A 16818-nucleotide genomic window follows, 5' to 3' on the forward strand; every position below is an offset into this window, starting at 1 on the left:
ACCGATGTACAAGATCTTCTTCAAGCTCTTCTTCGCGCGCATGGATCCCGAGCAGGCCCACTACCTGGCCTTCCGCTGGATCCGCCTCGCCGCCCGCATCCCGGTGCTGCGCACCTTCGTCGCCGCCGCCCTCGCCCCCCGCCACAAGGAGCTGCGCACCGAGGCCCTGGGCCTGCGCATGCACGGCCCCTTCGGGCTCGCCGCCGGCTTCGACAAGAACGCCGTCGCCATCGACGGCATGGCGATGCTCGGCTTCGACCACGTCGAGATCGGCACGGTCACCGGCGAGCCGCAGCCCGGCAACCCCAAGAAGCGGCTGTTCCGCCTGGTCAAGGACCGGGCACTGCTCAACCGCATGGGCTTCAACAACGACGGCTCGCTGGCCGTCGCCGCCCGCCTGGCCTCCCGCGACCCCGCCTTCAGGACCGTCGTCGGCGTCAACATCGGCAAGACCAAGGTCGTCCCCGAGGAGGAGGCCGCCGCCGACTACGTGAAGTCGGCCGAGCGCCTCGCGCCGTACGCCGACTACCTCGTCGTCAACGTCTCCTCGCCCAACACGCCCGGCCTGCGCAACCTCCAGGCCACCGAGGCCCTGCGCCCGCTGCTGACCGCCGTGCGCGAGGCCGCCGACCGCGCGGTCACCGCGCGCCGCGTCCCGCTCCTGGTCAAGATCGCGCCGGACCTCGCCGACGAGGACATCGACGCGGTCGCCGACCTGGCCGTGGAGCTCGGCCTGGACGGCATCATCGCCACGAACACCACCATCGCCCGCGACGGCCTCGGCCTGCGCTCCGAGCCCTCCCTGGTCAAGGAGACCGGCGGCCTGTCCGGCGCCCCGCTCAAGGAGCGCTCCCTCGCGGTCCTGCGGCGCCTGTACGCGCGCGTGGGCGACCGCATCACCCTGGTGGGCGTCGGCGGCATCGAGAACGCCGAGGACGCCTGGCAGCGCATCCTGGCCGGCGCCACGCTCGTCCAGGGCTACAGCGCCTTCATCTACGAGGGGCCCTTCTGGATGCGGGCGGTCCACAAGGGACTCGCCGCGCGCCTGCGCACCAGCCCGTACGCCACCCTCGCCGACGCGGTCGGCGCCGACGTGAGGAAGTCCGCATGAGTGCTCTGGAGCCCTTCGGCGCCCGCCTGCGCCGGGCCATGGACGAGCGCGGCCCGCTGTGCGTCGGCATCGACCCGCACGCCTCCCTGCTCGCCGAGTGGGGCCTGAACGACGACGTGACCGGCCTGGAGCGGTTCAGCCGCACGGTCGTCGAGGCCGTTGCCGACCGGGTCGCCGTGCTCAAGCCGCAGGCGGCGTTCTTCGAGCGGTTCGGCTCCCGGGGCGTGGCGGTCCTGGAGAAGGCCGTCGAGGAGGCCCGGGCGGCCGGCGCGCTGGTCGTCATGGACGCCAAGCGCGGCGACATCGGCTCCACCATGGCCGCGTACGCGGAGGCGTTCCTGCACAGGGACTCCCCGCTGTTCTCGGACGCCCTGACCGTCTCGCCCTACCTCGGCTACGGCTCGCTCAGCCCGGCCGTCGCGCTGGCCCGGGAGAGCGGCGCCGGCCTGTTCGTGCTGGCGCTGACGTCGAACCCGGAGGGCGGCGAGGTGCAGCACGCGGTGCGCGCCGACGGCCGCAGCGTGGGCGCGACCATGCTGGCGCACCTGGCGGCCGAGAACGCGGGGGAGGAGCCCCTGGGCTCCTTCGGCGCGGTCGTGGGCGCCACGCTCGGCGACCTGTCCTCGTACGACCTCGACATCAACGGGCCGCTCCTCGCGCCCGGCATCGGCGCCCAGGGGGCCACCCCGGCGGACCTTCCGCAGGTCTTCGGCGGCGCGGTGCGCAACGTGGTGCCGAACGTCAGCCGGGGTGTGCTGCGTCACGGCCCCGACGTCGTCGCTCTGCGTGACGCGGCGCAACGCTTCGCAGACGAGGTCCGTGCCGCCGTGACGGCCGCCTGAGAGCGGAGGGGGACCAGAGGTCTCGTCGGAGGGGTCCGGCGAGGACTTCCGGGGCGCCTTGAGTCTGGATACAGTCTCAAATCCGGGGCAATATGTCCTAAATGTCCGTCCTGACGGAGGCTGACCAGGACTTTTCCGCTGTTCTCGCTGACTCTGGCGGACTTGACCGCTAGTCTCCGACGTGTGGGGGCACCACCCACGCCCCCAAGACTGTGGGGAGAACGGGCGAGCGTGTTGCTCGTGGCTCCCCAGGTGTGGGGCGTACTAGGTTCCTCACCGGTCCGTATCCGACAGTTCGACATCCGAGGTGACGTAGGCGTGGCTCTTCCGCCCCTTACCCCCGAACAGCGCGCAGCCGCGCTCGAAAAGGCCGCCGCGGCTCGCCGGGAGCGGGCCGAGGTCAAGAATCGACTGAAGCACTCCGGCGCCTCCCTGCACGAGGTCATCAAGCAGGGCCAGGAGAACGACGTCATCGGCAAGATGAAGGTCTCCGCTCTGCTGGAGTCCCTGCCGGGCGTGGGCAAGGTCCGCGCCAAGCAGATCATGGAGCGACTCGGTATCTCCGAGAGCCGCCGCGTGCGCGGGCTCGGCTCGAACCAGATCGCTTCCCTGGAGCGCGAGTTCGGCAGCACGGGCTCCTGAACCGGGTCGTCGGCGGGAAGGGAGTCCCGGGCACTCCGGGATTGCTGGAATAATCGCTGCATGGCTGTAACACCCCGGGGGACGACCCCCGAGCCCCCGGACGTCCGTCCGCGGCTGACCGTGCTCTCCGGCCCCTCGGGGGTCGGCAAGAGCACGGTCGTCGCTCATATGCGCAAAGAACACCCCGAGGTCTGGCTCTCGGTGTCGGCGACGACCCGCAAGCCCCGCCCCGGCGAGCAGCATGGAGTCCACTACTTCTTCGTCACGGACGAGGAGATGGACAAGCTGATCGCCAACGGCGAGCTGCTGGAGTGGGCCGAGTTCGCCGGCAACCGCTACGGCACGCCGCGTGCGGCCGTGCTGGAGCGGCTGGAGAACGGTGAGCCGGTCCTGCTGGAGATCGACCTCCAGGGCGCCCGCCAGGTGCGCGGGTCGATGCCCGACGCCCAGCTGGTGTTCTTGGCCCCGCCCTCCTGGGAGGAGCTGGTGCGCAGGCTCACCGGTCGCGGCACCGAACCGCCCGAGGTCATCGAGCGCCGCCTGGGGGTCGCCAGGACCGAGCTGGCCGCCGAACCGGAGTTCGATACGACCCTGGTCAACACCTCCGTCGAGGACGTGGCGCGCGAGCTGCTAGCCTTGATGGACGTTGTGTGATCAAAACTGGTCACCTCGGTGTGATCAGAACTGAGTGTGATCGGAACTGGTCACCCTGACTGTTTTTTCCCATCCATCGGAAGGTAGAGCGTGTCCTCTTCCATCTCCGCGCCCGAGGGCATCATCAACCCGCCGATCGACGAGCTCCTCGAGGCCACCGACTCGAAGTACAGCCTCGTGATCTACGCGGCCAAGCGGGCCCGCCAGATCAACGCGTACTACTCGCAGCTCGGCGAGGGTCTCCTCGAGTACGTCGGTCCCCTCGTGGACACGCACGTCCACGAGAAGCCGCTCTCGATCGCCCTGCGTGAGATCAACGCGGGTCTGCTGACCTCCGAGGCCGTCGAGGGCCCGGGCCAGTAAGTCATATCTGCACACCGCAGTGGGTTTTTCCACAGGCCCGGCAGTCATGCTGCCGGGCCTGTGGTGTCTCATGGGGGTCAGACGTTATCCAAGGTCCGGGGAGTGACGGTGGACAAGCCGAAGGTCGTTCTGGGGGTCAGCGGCGGCATCGCCGCCTACAAGGCGTGCGAGCTGCTGCGCCGGTTCACCGAGTCGGGCCACGACGTCCGCGTCGTCCCCACCGCGTCGGCGCTGCACTTCGTCGGCGCGGCCACCTGGTCGGCGCTGTCCGGCAACCCCGTCTCCACCGAGGTCTGGGACGCCGTCCACGAGGTCCCGCACGTGCGCATCGGCCAGCGGGCCGACCTGGTGGTCGTCGCGCCCGCCACGGCCGACATGCTCGCCAAGGCGGCCCACGGCCTCGCCGACGACCTGCTGACCAACACGCTCCTCACTGCCCGCTGCCCGGTGGTCTTCGCGCCCGCCATGCACACCGAGATGTGGGAGCACCCCGCCACCCAGGAGAACGTGGCGACGCTGCGCCGGCGCGGCGCCGTCGTCATCGACCCCGCCGTCGGCCGGCTCACGGGCGTCGACACCGGCAAGGGCCGGCTGCCCGACCCCGCCGAGATCTTCGAGGTGTGCCGCCGTGTCCTGGCCCGCGGGGTGCGCGAGCCCGACCTCGCCGGACGGCACGTCGTGGTCAGCGCCGGCGGCACCCGCGAGCCCCTCGACCCGGTCCGCTTCCTCGGCAACCGCTCCTCCGGCAAGCAGGGCTACGCCCTCGCGCGCACCGCCGCCGCGCGCGGCGCCCGGGTCACCCTGGTCGCCGCCAACACCGACGCGCTGCCCGACCCGGCCGGCGTGGACGTCGTCCCCGTCGGCACGGCCGTGCAGCTGCGCGAGGCGGTGGTCAAGGCCGCCGCGGACGCCGACGCCGTCGTGATGGCCGCGGCCGTCGCCGACTTCCGGCCCCGGACCTACGCCTCCGGGAAGATCAAGAAGAAGGACGGCCAGGAGCCAGAGCCGATCGTCCTGGTGCGCAATCCGGACATCCTCGCGGAGATCTCCGCCGACCGCGCCCGGCCCGGTCAGGTGGTCGTCGGCTTCGCCGCCGAGACCGACGACGTGCTGGCCAACGGCCGCACCAAACTGCGCCGCAAGGGATGCGACCTTCTCGTGGTCAACGAGGTGGGGGAGCGCAAGACCTTCGGCTCCGAGGAGAACGAGGCGGTCGTGCTCGGCGCCGACGGCAGCGAAACGCCCGTACCGCACGGCCCCAAGGAAGCACTCGCCGACACCGTGTGGGACCTCGTGGCCGAGCGCCTCGAGTGAGCCCGCGTTCGGCCGGTTGGCGGCCCTGACCCACCCCATCGGGTGCGAAGCCGCCCTGGCCAAGCCCGCTCGTCATTGGGCAGAATGCCCGTGCCGCAGGTCACAAGGCTCCCGAGGGGCGAGACACGTGGCCCTGCGGCCGAGCCCGACCGATAAACTGTTCGCGGACGACGCCGGGCGCAGCCCCCGACCCGTCCGCCACCGATCAGCCAGCAGCCGCTGCAACCCCAGGGAGCGTTGTGTCCCGTCGCCTGTTCACCTCGGAGTCCGTGACCGAGGGTCACCCCGACAAGATCGCTGACCAGATCAGCGACACCATTCTCGATGCGCTCCTGCGCGAGGACCCGTCCTCCCGGGTCGCCGTCGAGACGCTGATCACCACCGGCCTGGTCCACGTGGCCGGCGAGGTCACCACCAAGGCTTACGCGGACATCGCCACTCTGGTCCGCAGCAAGATCCTCGAGATCGGCTACGACTCCTCCAAGAAGGGCTTCGACGGCGCCTCCTGCGGCGTGTCGGTGTCCATCGGCGCCCAGTCCCCGGACATCGCACAGGGCGTGGACACGGCCTACGAGACCCGGGTCGAGGGCGACGAGGACGAGCTGGACCGGCAGGGCGCGGGCGACCAGGGCCTGATGTTCGGCTACGCGTCCGACGAGACGCCGACCCTGATGCCGCTGCCGATCTTCCTGGCGCACCGCCTGTCCAAGCGCCTGTCCGACGTGCGCAAGAACGGCACGATCCCCTACCTGCGCCCGGACGGCAAGACGCAGGTCACCATCGAGTACGACGGTGAGAAGGCGGTCCGCCTCGACACCGTCGTGGTCTCCTCCCAGCACGCCTCCGACATCGACCTGGAGTCCCTGCTCGCTCCCGACATCCGCGAGTTCGTCGTGGAGCCGGAGCTGAAGGCCCTGCTGGACGAGGGCATCAAGCTGGACACCGACGGCTACCGACTGCTGGTCAACCCCACCGGCCGCTTCGAGATCGGCGGCCCGATGGGCGACGCCGGCCTCACCGGCCGCAAGATCATCATCGACACCTACGGCGGCATGGCCCGCCACGGTGGCGGCGCCTTCTCCGGCAAGGACCCGTCCAAGGTCGACCGCTCGGCGGCGTACGCGATGCGCTGGGTCGCGAAGAACGTCGTCGCCGCGGGTCTCGCCTCCCGCTGCGAGGTGCAGGTGGCGTACGCGATCGGCAAGGCCGAGCCGGTGGGTCTGTTCGTGGAGACCTTCGGCACCGAGAAGGTCGACGTCGAGAAGATCGAGCAGGCCATCGACGAGGTCTTCGACCTGCGTCCGGCCGCGATCATCCGCGACCTGGACCTGCTGCGCCCGATCTACGCCCAGACGGCCGCCTACGGTCACTTCGGCCGCGAGCTGGCCGACTTCACCTGGGAGCGCACCGACCGCGTGGACGCGCTGCGCAAGGCCGCCGGCCTGTAAGCGGCGTCCGGCTTCACCTGGGCCCGGTTCCCCCGTGGGGGAGCCGGGCCTTCGCGCGTCGTCCGGCAGGTCTGTCGGCAGGCGCCCCGGGTGCGCGGGCGGCGTCGCTGTCAGTGGGGTTTGGTAAGAATGCAAGCGTGAGCAGCGAGAACGGGACGGGTGGCGGGGGCGCCGAGGGGGCGCCGCCGGAGCAGCTCGCGCTCATCCGGGAGAGCGTGCGCAAGGCCAAGGAGCCGCGGGCCAAACCGCGGACCTGGCGGGGCGCCGCGCTCGCGCCCACGCTGCCGGTCGCGCGGGTGCTCGTCGACAAGGGTGTGCTGCACCTCGACCGGTACTTCGACTACGCCGTGCCCGCCGAGCTGGACGCCGACGCGCAGCCCGGCGTGCGGGTGCGGGTCCGCTTCGGGGCCGGGCGGCACCGGGTGCGCGAGGGGCGGCGCGAGGGCGGCGGACTGATCGACGGTTTCCTCATCGAGCGGCTCCCCGAGTCCGACTACTCCGGGCCGCTCGCCGCGCTCGCCCAGGTCGTCTCACCCGAGCCCGTGCTCGGCCCCGAGCTGCTCGCCCTCGCCCGGGCCGTCGCCGACCGGTACGCCGGCAGCCTCGCCGACGTCCTGCAGCTCGCCGTACCGCCGCGCAGCGCGCGGGCCGAGCAGCGGCCCTCGCCCGCGCCGCTGCCCCCGCCACAGGCCCCGGAGCCGGGCTCCTGGGCCCGTTACGAGCGGGGGGCGGCCTTCCTGGAGGCGCTCGCCGCCGGGAACGCGCCGCGCGCGGTGTGGAACGCGCTGCCGGGACCGCAGTGGAGCGACGAGCTGGCCCGCGCCGTCGCCGCCACGCTGGCCGCCGGACGCGGCGCCCTCGTCGTGCTGCCCGACGGCCGGGCCGTGGCCCGCGTCGACGCCGCCCTGACCGCCCTGCTCGGCGAGGGACGGCACGCGGTCCTCACCGCCGACGCCGGCCCGCAGAAGCGCTACCGGGAGTGGCTCGCCGTGCGCCGCGGGTCCGTACGGGCCGTGCTCGGCACCCGCGCCGCCATGTTCGCGCCGGTGCAGGACCTGGGCCTGGTCGCCCTGTGGGACGACGGCGACGACAGCCACAGCGAACAGCACGCCCCGCAGCCGCACGCCCGCGAGGTGCTGCTGCTGCGCGCCGCCCAGGACAAGTGCGCCTTCCTGCTCGGCGGCTGGAGCTGCACCGTCGAGGCCGCGCAGCTGGTGGAGAGCGGCTGGGCCCGGCCGATCGTCGCGGTAAGGGAGCAGGTGCGGGCCGCCGCGCCGCTGGTGCGGACCGTCGGCGACGGCGACCTCGCCCGGGACGAGGCGGCCCGCGCCGCCCGGCTGCCGACGCTCGCGTGGCAGGTGGCGCGGGAGGGGCTGCGGCACGGGCCGGTGCTGGTGCAGGTGCCCCGCCGCGGATACGTGCCCCGCATGGCCTGCGCGCAGTGCCGCGAGCCCGCGCGCTGCCGGCACTGCTCGGGACCGCTGGAGGCGCGGGACGGTGCGGACGGCGGCGGATCGCTGTGGTGTGGCTGGTGTGGACGCGACGAGACAGGCTGGCACTGCCCCGAGTGCGGTTCCTTCCGGCTGCGCGCCCAGGTCGTCGGGGCGCGGCGTACAGCCGAGGAGCTGGGCCGGGCGTTCCCCGCGGTCCCGGTGCGCACCTCGGGCCGCGAGCACGTCCTGGACACCGTGCCGGCCACGCCCGCGCTCGTGGTGAGCACGCCCGGCGCGGAACCCGTCGCCGAAGGAGGCTACGCGGCCGCGCTGCTGCTGGACGGCTGGGCCATGCTGGGCCGGCCCGACCTGCGGGCCGAGGAGGACGCCCTGCGGCGCTGGATCGCGGCCGCCGCGCTGGTACGGCCGCAGAGCGCCGGCGGGACCGTCGCCGTCGTCGCCGAGGCCACCGCCCGGCCCGTGCAGGCACTGGTGCGCTGGGATCCCGTCGGGCACGCGGTGCGCGAACTGGCCGACCGGGCCGAACTGGGCTTCCCGCCCGTGTCGCGGATGGCGTCCGTGTCCGGAGCGCCGGCGGCGCTGACGGACTTCCTCGGCGCGGTGGACCTGCCGGGGGAAGCGGAGGTGCTGGGTCCAGTCCCGGTTCCGGTCACCGCACCTGGGCGGCCGCGGCGGCCCGGGGCTCCACCGCCGGGGGAGCACTGGGAGCGGGCGCTGATCCGGGTGCCGCCGGGCAGGGGCGCGGCGCTGGCCGCCGCGCTGAAGGCCGCGCAGGCGGCGCGGATGGCGCGCGGGGCGGGGGAGCCGGTCTGGGTGCGGATCGACCCGCCGGACATCGGCTGAGCCTCGCGGCCGTGGACAGACGTCTGCCCTCCCGGAGACCTCGGGGAGGGCAGTTGACGGTGTGTCACCTCACGCGGCCGTGCGCGGGCGGTCAGCCGTTGCGCGGGGCCGGGAACGCCGTCGGCCTGGCGTCGTCGCGCAGGGACGTGCTGCTCGCCGTCGGCTGGGTCGGCATGGAACGGGCGGCCGGGACCGTGGGCACGACCGGGATGCCCGTGCCCACGTTCACCGCGCGCCCGCCCGACGGCTCCGGGGTGCACTCGGCCTCGGCGGCGGCCTGCGCGGGGGCTCGGCGCGCGCCGTAACGGCGGTGAACCGCCTGCTTGGTGACGCCGAGCGCGGAGCCGACCGCGTCCCACGAGAAGCCGAGCGAGCGGTCGAAGTCGACGGCGGCCGTCACCAGGGTCTCGACGCTGTCCCGCAGCTCCTGGGCGAGGCGGACCGTCGGGGCGGGAGCGCGTCCGTAGACGACGAACCCCGTGGAGGGGCCGGAGCGGCGCGGGCGGTAGACGTTGCCCAGCTGAGCGGTGAGCGTGCGCAGGGCGTCCACCTGCCGGCGGACCCGCTCGATGTCCCGCACCAGCAAGTGCAGGCTGGCCCGGGCCTGGGCGTCGTGGGTTGCGTGGTCGGCCATGAACAAGCCTCTCGAACCGGCGATGAAGACAAGGGGGTCAACTCTTTCTTGACCAACGCGGGATCGCTCCGCGGGTCACGCAGTGGGGGCGTGCGGGCATATGACTGCGCCCCTGGAGGACGGCCCCTCCTTCCGCGGCCGATCAGCCACGGCGGCTTCCCCGGCGTGGTCATAGACTGGTGCGCTGCCCGTCGCCCGTCTGTCGTCCGAGAGGTCCGAACCCGCCCATGAAGCTCGTCTTCGCCGGCACCCCCGAGGTCGCCGTTCCCGCTCTGGACGCTCTGCTCGCCTCCGGGCGCCACGAGGTGGCCGCCGTCGTCACCCGGCCCGACGCGCCGGCCGGGCGGGGGCGCAGGCTGGTGGCGTCGCCCGTGGCGGAGCGGGCGGAGGAGGCCGGGATCGAGGTGCTCAAGCCCGCCAAGCCGCGCGATCCGGAATTCCTGGAGCGGCTGCGGCAGATCGCCCCCGACTGCTGCCCCGTCGTCGCCTACGGCGCCCTGCTGCCCAAGGAGGCGCTCGACATCCCCGCCCACGGCTGGGTCAACCTGCACTTCTCGCTGCTGCCCGCCTGGCGCGGTGCCGCGCCCGTGCAGCACGCCCTCATGGCCGGCGACCAGATCACGGGCGCGTCCACCTTCCTCATCGAGGAGGGACTCGACTCCGGTCCCGTCTACGGCACCGTCACCGAGGAGATCCGGCCCACCGACACCAGCGGCGACCTGCTCACCCGGCTCGCCTTCGCCGGTGCCGGGCTGCTCGCCGCGACCATGGACGGCATCGAGGACGGCACGCTGAAGGCCGTACCGCAGCCCGGTGAGGGCATCACCCTGGCCCCGAAGATCACCGTCGAGGACGCCCGCGTCGACTGGTCCGCGCCCGCGCTGCGCGTCGACCGGGTCGTGCGCGGCTGCACCCCGGCCCCCGGAGCCTGGACCACGTTCCGCGGCGAGCGGCTGAAGCTCATTCAGGTCGCGCTGCTGACCGACCGCACCGACCTCGCCCCCGGCAGCCTCGACATCGGCAAGAACCACGTCCACGTCGGCACCGGCTCGCACGCCGTGGAGCTGCTGTGGGTGCAGGCCCAGGGCAAGAAGCCGATGCGCGCGGCGGACTGGGCGCGCGGTGTGCGGATCGCCGCGGGGGAGACCCTCGGCGCGTAACGCGGGCACCTGCGGGACGTAGGCTGGACGGACAGCCCGTTCTGACATTCCGGAGCACCTTTTCCGTGAGCGACACCCCCGGCACCTCCCGCAGGCCGCGCAGGCCCGCCAAGCCCTACCGCCGTCCCCAGAAGGACCCCGTGCGCATCCTCGCCTTCGAGGCGCTGCGCGCGGTGGACGAGCGCGACGCCTACGCCAACCTCGTGCTGCCCCCGCTGCTGCGCAAGGCCCGGGAGAAGGAGGGGTCCGAGGGGTTCGACGCACGGGACGCGGCCCTGGCGACCGAGCTGGTCTACGGCACGCTGCGCCGGCAGGGAACGTACGACGCCGTCATCGCCGCCTGCGTCGACCGGCCGCTGCGCGAGGTGGACCCGCCGGTGCTGGACGTGCTGAGCCTCGGCGCGCACCAGCTGCTCGGCACCCGCATCCCCACCCACGCGGCCGTGTCCTCGACGGTGGAGCTGGCCCGGGTGGTGCTCGGCGACGGCCGGGCGAAGTTCGTCAACGCAGTCCTGCGCAAGGTCGCCCAGCGCGACCTCGACGCCTGGCTCGCCGAGGTCGCCCCGCCCTACGACGACGACCCCGAGGACCATCTCGCCGTCGTGCACGCGCATCCGCGCTGGGTCGTCTCCGCGCTGTGGGATTCCCTCGGCGGCGGCCGCGAGGGCATCGAGCGGCTGCTGGCGGCCGACAACGAGCGGCCCGAGGTCACCCTGGTCGCCCGGCCCGGCCGGTCCACCGCCGAGGAGCTGCTGCGCGAGGAGGCCGCGGTGGCGGGCCGCTGGTCGCCGTACGCCGTACGCCTCACCGAGGGCGGCGAGCCGGGGGCCGTGGAGGCCGTGCGCGAGGGGCGCGCGGGCGTGCAGGACGAGGGCAGCCAGCTGGTCGCGCTCGCGCTGGCGAACGCGCCCGTCGAGGGGCGCGACCGCCTGTGGCTGGACGGCTGCGCGGGCCCCGGCGGCAAGGCCGCCCTCCTCGGTGCCCTCGCCGCCGAGCGGGACGCCGTGCTGCTCGCCTCCGAGAAGCAGCCGCACCGCGCCGGGCTGGTCGCCAAGGCACTGGCCGGCAATCCGGGGCCGTACCAGGTCATCGCCGCCGACGGCACCCGGCCGCCCTGGCGCCCCGGCAGCTTCGACCGGGTCCTCGTCGACGTCCCCTGCACCGGCCTCGGCGCCCTGCGCCGCCGCCCCGAGGCCCGCTGGCGCCGCCGCCCGGAGGACCTCGACGCCTTCGCACCCCTCCAGCGCGGCCTGCTGCGCACGGCCCTGGAGTCGGTACGCGTCGGCGGCGTCGTCGGCTACGCCACGTGCTCCCCGCACCTGGCCGAGACGAGGGCCGTCGTGGCCGACGTGCTCAAGCAGTTCCCGGAAACACAGCTGCTCGACGCCCGGCCCCTCCTCCCCGGCGTCCCCAGCCTCGGCGACGGCCCGGACATCCAGCTCTGGCCGCACATCCACGGCACGGACGCGATGTACCTGGCGCTCATCCGCCGGACCGGCTGACCTCGCTCCGCTCGGGCACCGGGGCGCCGTCCCGGTGCGCCAGGCGGTGCGGCCACCAGACCTTCCTGCCCACGTCCAGGAACAGGGCGGTCACCAGGACCGACCGCACCACGAAGGTGTCCAGCAGGACGCCGAGGGCGACCGCGAAGCCGATCTCCGCGAAGCCCACCATGGGCAGGGTGCCCAGCGCCGCGAAGGTGCCCGCGAGGACCAGGCCCGCCGAGGTGATCACGGCGCCGGTGGCGGACAGCGCCGTCACCACGCCCGGCCGGGTGCCCCGGCGGATCGCCTCCTCGCGGACGCGGGTGGTCAGGAAGATGTTGTAGTCGATGCCGAGCGCCACCAGGAACACGAAGACGAACAGCGGGAAGGCCACGTCCTCGCCCGCGTAGTCGAAGACGTGCCGGAACGCCAGCGCGCTCAGGCCCAGCGCGCCGGCCAGCGACAGCACCACCGTTCCGACCAGCAGCAGCGGGGCCACCAGCGCGCGCAGCAGGATGCCGAGCACGAGCAGGACGACGGCCAGGACGAGCGGGATGACCAGGAGGTTGTCGTGCGTCTGGGCATGCTCCATGTCCAGCAGGGCCGCCGTGCCGCCGCCCACCCGCGCGTCGGCGCCGGGCACCGCGTGCACGGCGTCGCGCACCCGTTCCACGGTCGCCTTGGCCGCCGCGCTGTCGGCCGGATCCCGCATGGTCGCCTCGAACAGCACCTTGCCGTCGTGCACCGGCGCGGCACCCGGCGGCACCCCGATGCTGGTGGGGACGACGGCGGGGTCCGCGGCGACCGTGCGGCCCACCCGCTCGGCCTGTGCGGCGTGAGAAACGATCACGAGGGGATCACCGGCGCCGGCCGGGAAGTAGCGCGCCGACACCACCTGGCCGGCGATCGAGTCCGGTCTTCCGGTGAAGGCGTCCGCGTTGGGGATGCCCGACGCCCGTAGCTGGAACAGCCCGAGCGACACGGCGGCCAGCACCGCCGCCGTCACGCTCCACACCAGGCGCGGGCGGCGCGCGATACGGCGGCCCATCCGGGCCCACACCCCTCGCTCGGCCGGGTCGGCCGAGCCGGCGTGGGGGATCACCGGCCAGAAGATCCAGCGGCCCAGGCAGACCAGCAGCGCCGGGAACAGGGTCAGCATCGCCATCATTGCGACCAGCACGCCGATCGCCGCCACCGGTCCCAGGCCGCGGGTGGAGTTCATCTCGGCCACCAGCAGCACGAGCATGCCCAGCACGACCGTCGCCCCGGAGGCCAGCACCGCCGGGCCCGCCCGGTTCAGGGCGCGGCGCATCGCCTCGTGCCGGTCCTCGTGGCGGCGCAGCTCCTCCCGGTAGCGGGCGACCAGCAGCAGCGCGTAGTCGGTGCCGGCGCCGAAGACGAGCACCGTCAGGATGCCCGCGCTCTGCCCGTTGACGGTGAGGCCGGCATGCCGGGCCAACAGGTAGATCAGGGCCTGGGCGGTGAACAGGGAGACGACCACGCCGAGCAGCGGCACGAAGAGCAGGACGGGGCTGCGGTAGGTGAGCAGCAGCATCACGATCACCACGCCCATCGCCGAGAACAGCAGCGTGGAGTCGATGCCCGCGAACGCCTCGGCGAAGTCCGCCGACGTGCCGCCGGGACCGGTGATGTGCACGGCGAGACCGGCGCCGGCGTCGCCCACCCGGTCACGGATCGAGTCGACCGCCGGCGAGATCCGCTGCCAGCCCGAGGCGTCCATCGTGATCGGCACCTGGACCTGTGCGGCCCGCGGCGCGACCGGCCGGTCGAAGACCGGGCCACGGGTCTCCGCCCCGCGCACGCCGTGCTCGTGCAGCGTGCGCAGCTCGGCCGTGTCCTGGGAGATCTGCCGCCGGTCCTGCGCGGTGAGGCCGCCGTCGCGGGCGTAGACGACGACGGCGGGGATCTGCTCCGGGCGGAAGTCCTCGGAAAGGTTCAGCACCTGGGTGGACTCCGCGGAGCCGGGCAGCCAGGACTGGGCGTCGTTGTCCTGGGCGTCGTTGAGCCTCGCTCCGAGGGGAACGGCGATCACGAGGACGACGAGCCACAGTCCGACCACGACCCACTTGGACCGGCGTCCGCACACGAACGCGATCGCCGACTGCTTCCAGGCTGCGAGCTGCCTCATGGCGCCCCCGGGAGGTGCTGCACCGTGCGGGTCAGTCATCCAGCATGGCACCGAGGGGTCCGCGGGACCATTCGAAGCGGTGTCCGGTCCTGGACCGGGGGCGAACAACCGTGCCCGGGCATGGCAGGCTTAGGCACATGGCCGTGCAGATCAACCCCAGCATCCTGTCCGCCGACTTCGCCCGCCTCGCGGACGAGGCGAAGGCGGTGGAGGGAGCCGACTGGCTCCACGTCGACGTCATGGACAACCATTTCGTCCCCAACCTCACGCTCGGCGTGCCGATCGTGGAGTCCCTGGCCCGTGCGACGGACACCCCGCTGGACTGCCATCTGATGATCGAGGACCCCGACCGCTGGGCGCCCCAGTACGTGGAGGCGGGCGCCGGGTCGGTGACCTTCCACGTCGAGGCGGCCGCCGCGCCCGTCCGGCTCGCCCGGGAGATCCGCGCCAAGGGCGCCCGCGCGTCCATGGCGCTGAAGCCGGCGACGCCGATCGAGCCGTACGAGGATCTGCTGCCCGAGCTGGACATGCTGCTGATCATGACGGTCGAGCCGGGCTTCGGCGGGCAGGCCTTCCTGGACATCATGCTGCCGAAGATCCGCCGTACCCGTGAGCTGATCGGCAAGCACGGCCTGCAGCTCTGGCTCCAGGTCGACGGCGGCGTCTCGGCCTCCACGATCGAGCGGTGCGCGGACGCGGGCGCCGACGTCTTCGTCGCCGGGTCCGCGGTCTACGGGGCGAACGACCCCGCCGACGCGGTCCGTGCCCTGCGCCACCAGGCGGAGTCGGCCACCGCCAAGGCGAGCTGGGCGTGCGACCACTGACCGACAGGAATGTGAACGCCCGCCATCAGGGCTGATCGACCGCGCCGGATCTGCAAGGATGAACGGCGAATCCAGAGTGTGAACAGCAGTGAGGAGATCGCCGTGTCGGGTATGTCGGCGGGCCGGTCAGCCATGCGGATGGGACCCGCTGAGCTGGTGCAGGCGGCGGCCATGGCCCGCCGCTTCTACCTCGAGGGCAAGTCCAAGATCCAGATCGCGGAGGAGTTCGGCGTCAGCCGCTTCAAGGTGGCCCGGGTCCTGGAGACGGCCCTCGAACGGGACCTCGTACGCATCGAGATCCGTGTGCCGGCCGAACTGGACGCCGAGCGCTCCGACGCGCTCCGTGCCCGCTACGGCCTCAGGCACGCCGTCGTGGTGGAGTCCCCGCCCGAGTCGGAGGAGACCCCCGACCCGGAGAACCTGGGCGAGGTCGCCGCCGACCTGCTCGGCGAACTCGTCAACGAGGGGGACGTACTGGGCCTGGCCTGGGGCCGGTCCACCATCCACATGGCCGCGGCCCTCGACCGGCTGCCGCCCTGCACGGTTGTGCAGCTGACGGGCGTGTACGACGCCGGGACCGCCGAGCGCGGCTCGGTGGAGGCCGTGCGCCGCGCCGCGCAGGTCTCCGGCGGCGACGCCCACCCCATCTACGCGCCGATGCTGCTGCCGGACGCGGCCACCGCGGTCGCGCTGCGCAACCAGACCGGGATCGCCCGGGCCTTCGAGTACTTCGACAAGGTCACGGTCGCCTGCGTCTCCATCGGTTCCTGGGAGCCGGGCATCTCCACGGTGCACGACATGCTCTCCGAGGAGGAGCGCGCCCACTACGCCTCGCTCGGCGTGGCCGCGGAGATGTCCGCGCACCTCTTCGACGTCGACGGCCGCCGGGTCGGCCGGGACCTGGGAGAGCGGTGCATCACGGTCAAGGCCGACCAGCTGCGCCGTATCCCGGAGGTCGTGGCGATCGCGGGCGGGCAGCGCAAGGCGTCGGCGATCGACGCGGTGCTGCGGTCCGGGCTCGTCACCAGTCTGGTGACGGACACCTCGGCCGCCGACTACCTGATGACCGCGGGCCCGACGCCGAAGCCGGCGCTCAACCGGGCGGACCCCGACGGGGTCTGACAGCGCGTGCGCCGGGAGCGGCCGTGGCAGCATCGGACGCATGCTGCTGCGGTGCGTCCCCCGGGTGCTGCTCTGCGTCCTCGCCCTGCTCGTCGGGTGCTCCTCCACCCAGGGCACCTCGACCGGCCCGCCCTGGGCGAAGGGCATGGCCACCGTCAAGGAGGCCGACCTGCCGGCCGAGGCCCGGCGCACACTCGCCCTCGTCGACCGGGGCGGCCCCTTCCCGTACACCAGGGACGGGGCCGTCTTCGGGAACGTCGAGGGGCGGCTGCCCCGGCACCCGCGCGGCTACTACCACGAGTACACCGTCCCGACTCCGGGCTCGCGCGACCGCGGGGCCCGGCGCCTGGTCACCGGGCAGGGCGGCGAGACGTACTACACCGACGACCACTACGACTCGTTCAGGGCGGTACTGAGATGACGCGAGCCGTGCTCGGCCTGGACCTCGGCGGGGTCACGGACAAGGCGGCCCTGATGGACCGCTGCGCCCGGGACCTGCCGCTGCCGGACTACTTCGGCCGCAACTGGGACGCCCTCGCCGACGTCCTCTCCGATCCGGACGTGTGGTCCAAGGACGCCGAGCCGCTGGTCGTCGTACGGAACTGGCGGGCGTATGCCGAAGCGCGCCCCGACGAGTGGGAGACGGCCCGGGAGGTGTTCTCACAGGCCACCGCCGTCACCGTGGCACTCGTTCTCGGATGATCCTCCAACGGCCCCCCTGACCAGCCTGGACGAACCGACTGTGCCCCGGGATCCGGTCGGCGTGGGAGAATG

Annotated in this window: 16 protein-coding genes; 14 read left to right on the top strand and 2 right to left on the bottom strand. The window is 73.2% G+C overall.

Annotated elements, in window-relative coordinates; translation table 11 throughout:
* Nucleotides 1-4: 4 nt before the first annotated feature.
* From ACF1GV_RS35030 to ACF1GV_RS35065, 8 genes are all read left to right on the top strand, one after another.
* Complete coding sequence (locus ACF1GV_RS35030) at nucleotides 5-1111, top strand: quinone-dependent dihydroorotate dehydrogenase (protein ID WP_391689411.1); 1107 nt, start codon at nucleotides 5-7, stop codon at nucleotides 1109-1111.
* Nucleotides 1108-1953, top strand: coding sequence for an orotidine-5'-phosphate decarboxylase (gene pyrF, locus ACF1GV_RS35035; protein WP_391689168.1), 846 nt, complete (start codon nucleotides 1108-1110; stop codon nucleotides 1951-1953). The genes ACF1GV_RS35030 and pyrF overlap by 4 nt, the downstream gene beginning before the upstream one ends.
* Nucleotides 1954-2271: 318 nt before the next feature.
* Nucleotides 2272-2595: an integration host factor gene (locus tag ACF1GV_RS35040; RefSeq protein ID WP_003977346.1), complete on the top strand. Its 324-nt coding sequence runs from the start codon at nucleotides 2272-2274 to the stop codon at nucleotides 2593-2595.
* A 60-nt stretch (nucleotides 2596-2655) separates the two neighbouring features.
* Nucleotides 2656-3249, top strand: coding sequence for a guanylate kinase (gene gmk, locus ACF1GV_RS35045; RefSeq protein ID WP_363265055.1), 594 nt, complete (start codon nucleotides 2656-2658; stop codon nucleotides 3247-3249).
* A 90-nt stretch (nucleotides 3250-3339) separates the two neighbouring features.
* Complete coding sequence (rpoZ, locus tag ACF1GV_RS35050; protein WP_004933985.1) at nucleotides 3340-3612, top strand: DNA-directed RNA polymerase subunit omega; 273 nt, start codon at nucleotides 3340-3342, stop codon at nucleotides 3610-3612.
* Between the two features lie 108 nt (nucleotides 3613-3720).
* Entirely contained in the window at nucleotides 3721-4926 is a 1206-nt protein-coding gene (coaBC, locus tag ACF1GV_RS35055; protein ID WP_391689170.1) for a bifunctional phosphopantothenoylcysteine decarboxylase/phosphopantothenate--cysteine ligase CoaBC, read from the top strand.
* Nucleotides 4927-5165: 239 nt separating this feature from the next.
* Nucleotides 5166-6374, top strand: coding sequence for a methionine adenosyltransferase (metK, locus tag ACF1GV_RS35060; RefSeq protein WP_391689173.1), 1209 nt, complete (start codon nucleotides 5166-5168; stop codon nucleotides 6372-6374).
* Between the two features lie 137 nt (nucleotides 6375-6511).
* Nucleotides 6512-8671 (top strand): primosomal protein N', encoded by a 2160-nt coding sequence (locus tag ACF1GV_RS35065; protein ID WP_391689176.1) that lies wholly within the window; start codon nucleotides 6512-6514, stop codon nucleotides 8669-8671.
* Nucleotides 8672-8762: 91 nt separating this feature from the next.
* Here the strand turns inward: ACF1GV_RS35065 and ACF1GV_RS35070 are convergent, their stop codons facing one another.
* Nucleotides 8763-9305, bottom strand: coding sequence for a hypothetical protein (locus ACF1GV_RS35070; protein ID WP_391689179.1), 543 nt, complete (start codon nucleotides 9303-9305; stop codon nucleotides 8763-8765).
* A 227-nt stretch (nucleotides 9306-9532) separates the two neighbouring features.
* Between ACF1GV_RS35070 and fmt the strand changes: the two genes are divergently transcribed.
* Entirely contained in the window at nucleotides 9533-10465 is a 933-nt protein-coding gene (gene fmt / locus ACF1GV_RS35075) for a methionyl-tRNA formyltransferase (RefSeq protein ID WP_391689182.1), read from the top strand.
* Between the two features lie 65 nt (nucleotides 10466-10530).
* Complete coding sequence (locus ACF1GV_RS35080) at nucleotides 10531-11967, top strand: RsmB/NOP family class I SAM-dependent RNA methyltransferase (protein ID WP_391689185.1); 1437 nt, start codon at nucleotides 10531-10533, stop codon at nucleotides 11965-11967.
* On the opposite strand, the gene ACF1GV_RS35085 is transcribed toward ACF1GV_RS35080, so the two are convergent.
* Entirely contained in the window at nucleotides 11948-14098 is a 2151-nt protein-coding gene (locus ACF1GV_RS35085) for an MMPL family transporter (protein ID WP_391689188.1), read from the bottom strand. The two genes, ACF1GV_RS35080 and ACF1GV_RS35085, sit on opposite strands and share 20 nt — an antisense overlap.
* Before the next feature lie 137 nt (nucleotides 14099-14235).
* Here ACF1GV_RS35085 and rpe point away from each other — a divergent pair, with 137 nt between their 5' ends.
* The 4 genes from rpe (at nucleotide 14236) to ACF1GV_RS35105 (ending at nucleotide 16746) form a co-directional block, all read left to right on the top strand.
* Nucleotides 14236-14922, top strand: coding sequence for a ribulose-phosphate 3-epimerase (gene rpe, locus ACF1GV_RS35090; protein WP_391689191.1), 687 nt, complete (start codon nucleotides 14236-14238; stop codon nucleotides 14920-14922).
* A 78-nt stretch (nucleotides 14923-15000) separates the two neighbouring features.
* A complete protein-coding gene (locus tag ACF1GV_RS35095) occupies nucleotides 15001-16044 on the top strand; it encodes a sugar-binding transcriptional regulator (RefSeq protein ID WP_391689194.1) in 1044 nt (347 codons plus the stop codon).
* Nucleotides 16045-16084: 40 nt separating this feature from the next.
* Nucleotides 16085-16465 carry a ribonuclease domain-containing protein gene (locus ACF1GV_RS35100; RefSeq protein WP_391689197.1) on the top strand — a complete coding sequence of 127 codons (381 nt, stop codon included), beginning with the start codon at nucleotides 16085-16087 and terminating at the stop codon, nucleotides 16463-16465.
* Nucleotides 16462-16746 carry a barstar family protein gene (locus ACF1GV_RS35105; protein WP_391689199.1) on the top strand — a complete coding sequence of 95 codons (285 nt, stop codon included), beginning with the start codon at nucleotides 16462-16464 and terminating at the stop codon, nucleotides 16744-16746. Before ACF1GV_RS35100 ends, ACF1GV_RS35105 begins: the two co-directional genes overlap by 4 nt.
* Nucleotides 16747-16818 lie beyond the last annotated feature (72 nt).

The sequence above is a fragment of the Streptomyces sp. NPDC014006 genome (assembly GCF_043088925.1).
GTDB lineage: Bacteria > Actinomycetota > Actinomycetes > Streptomycetales > Streptomycetaceae > Streptomyces.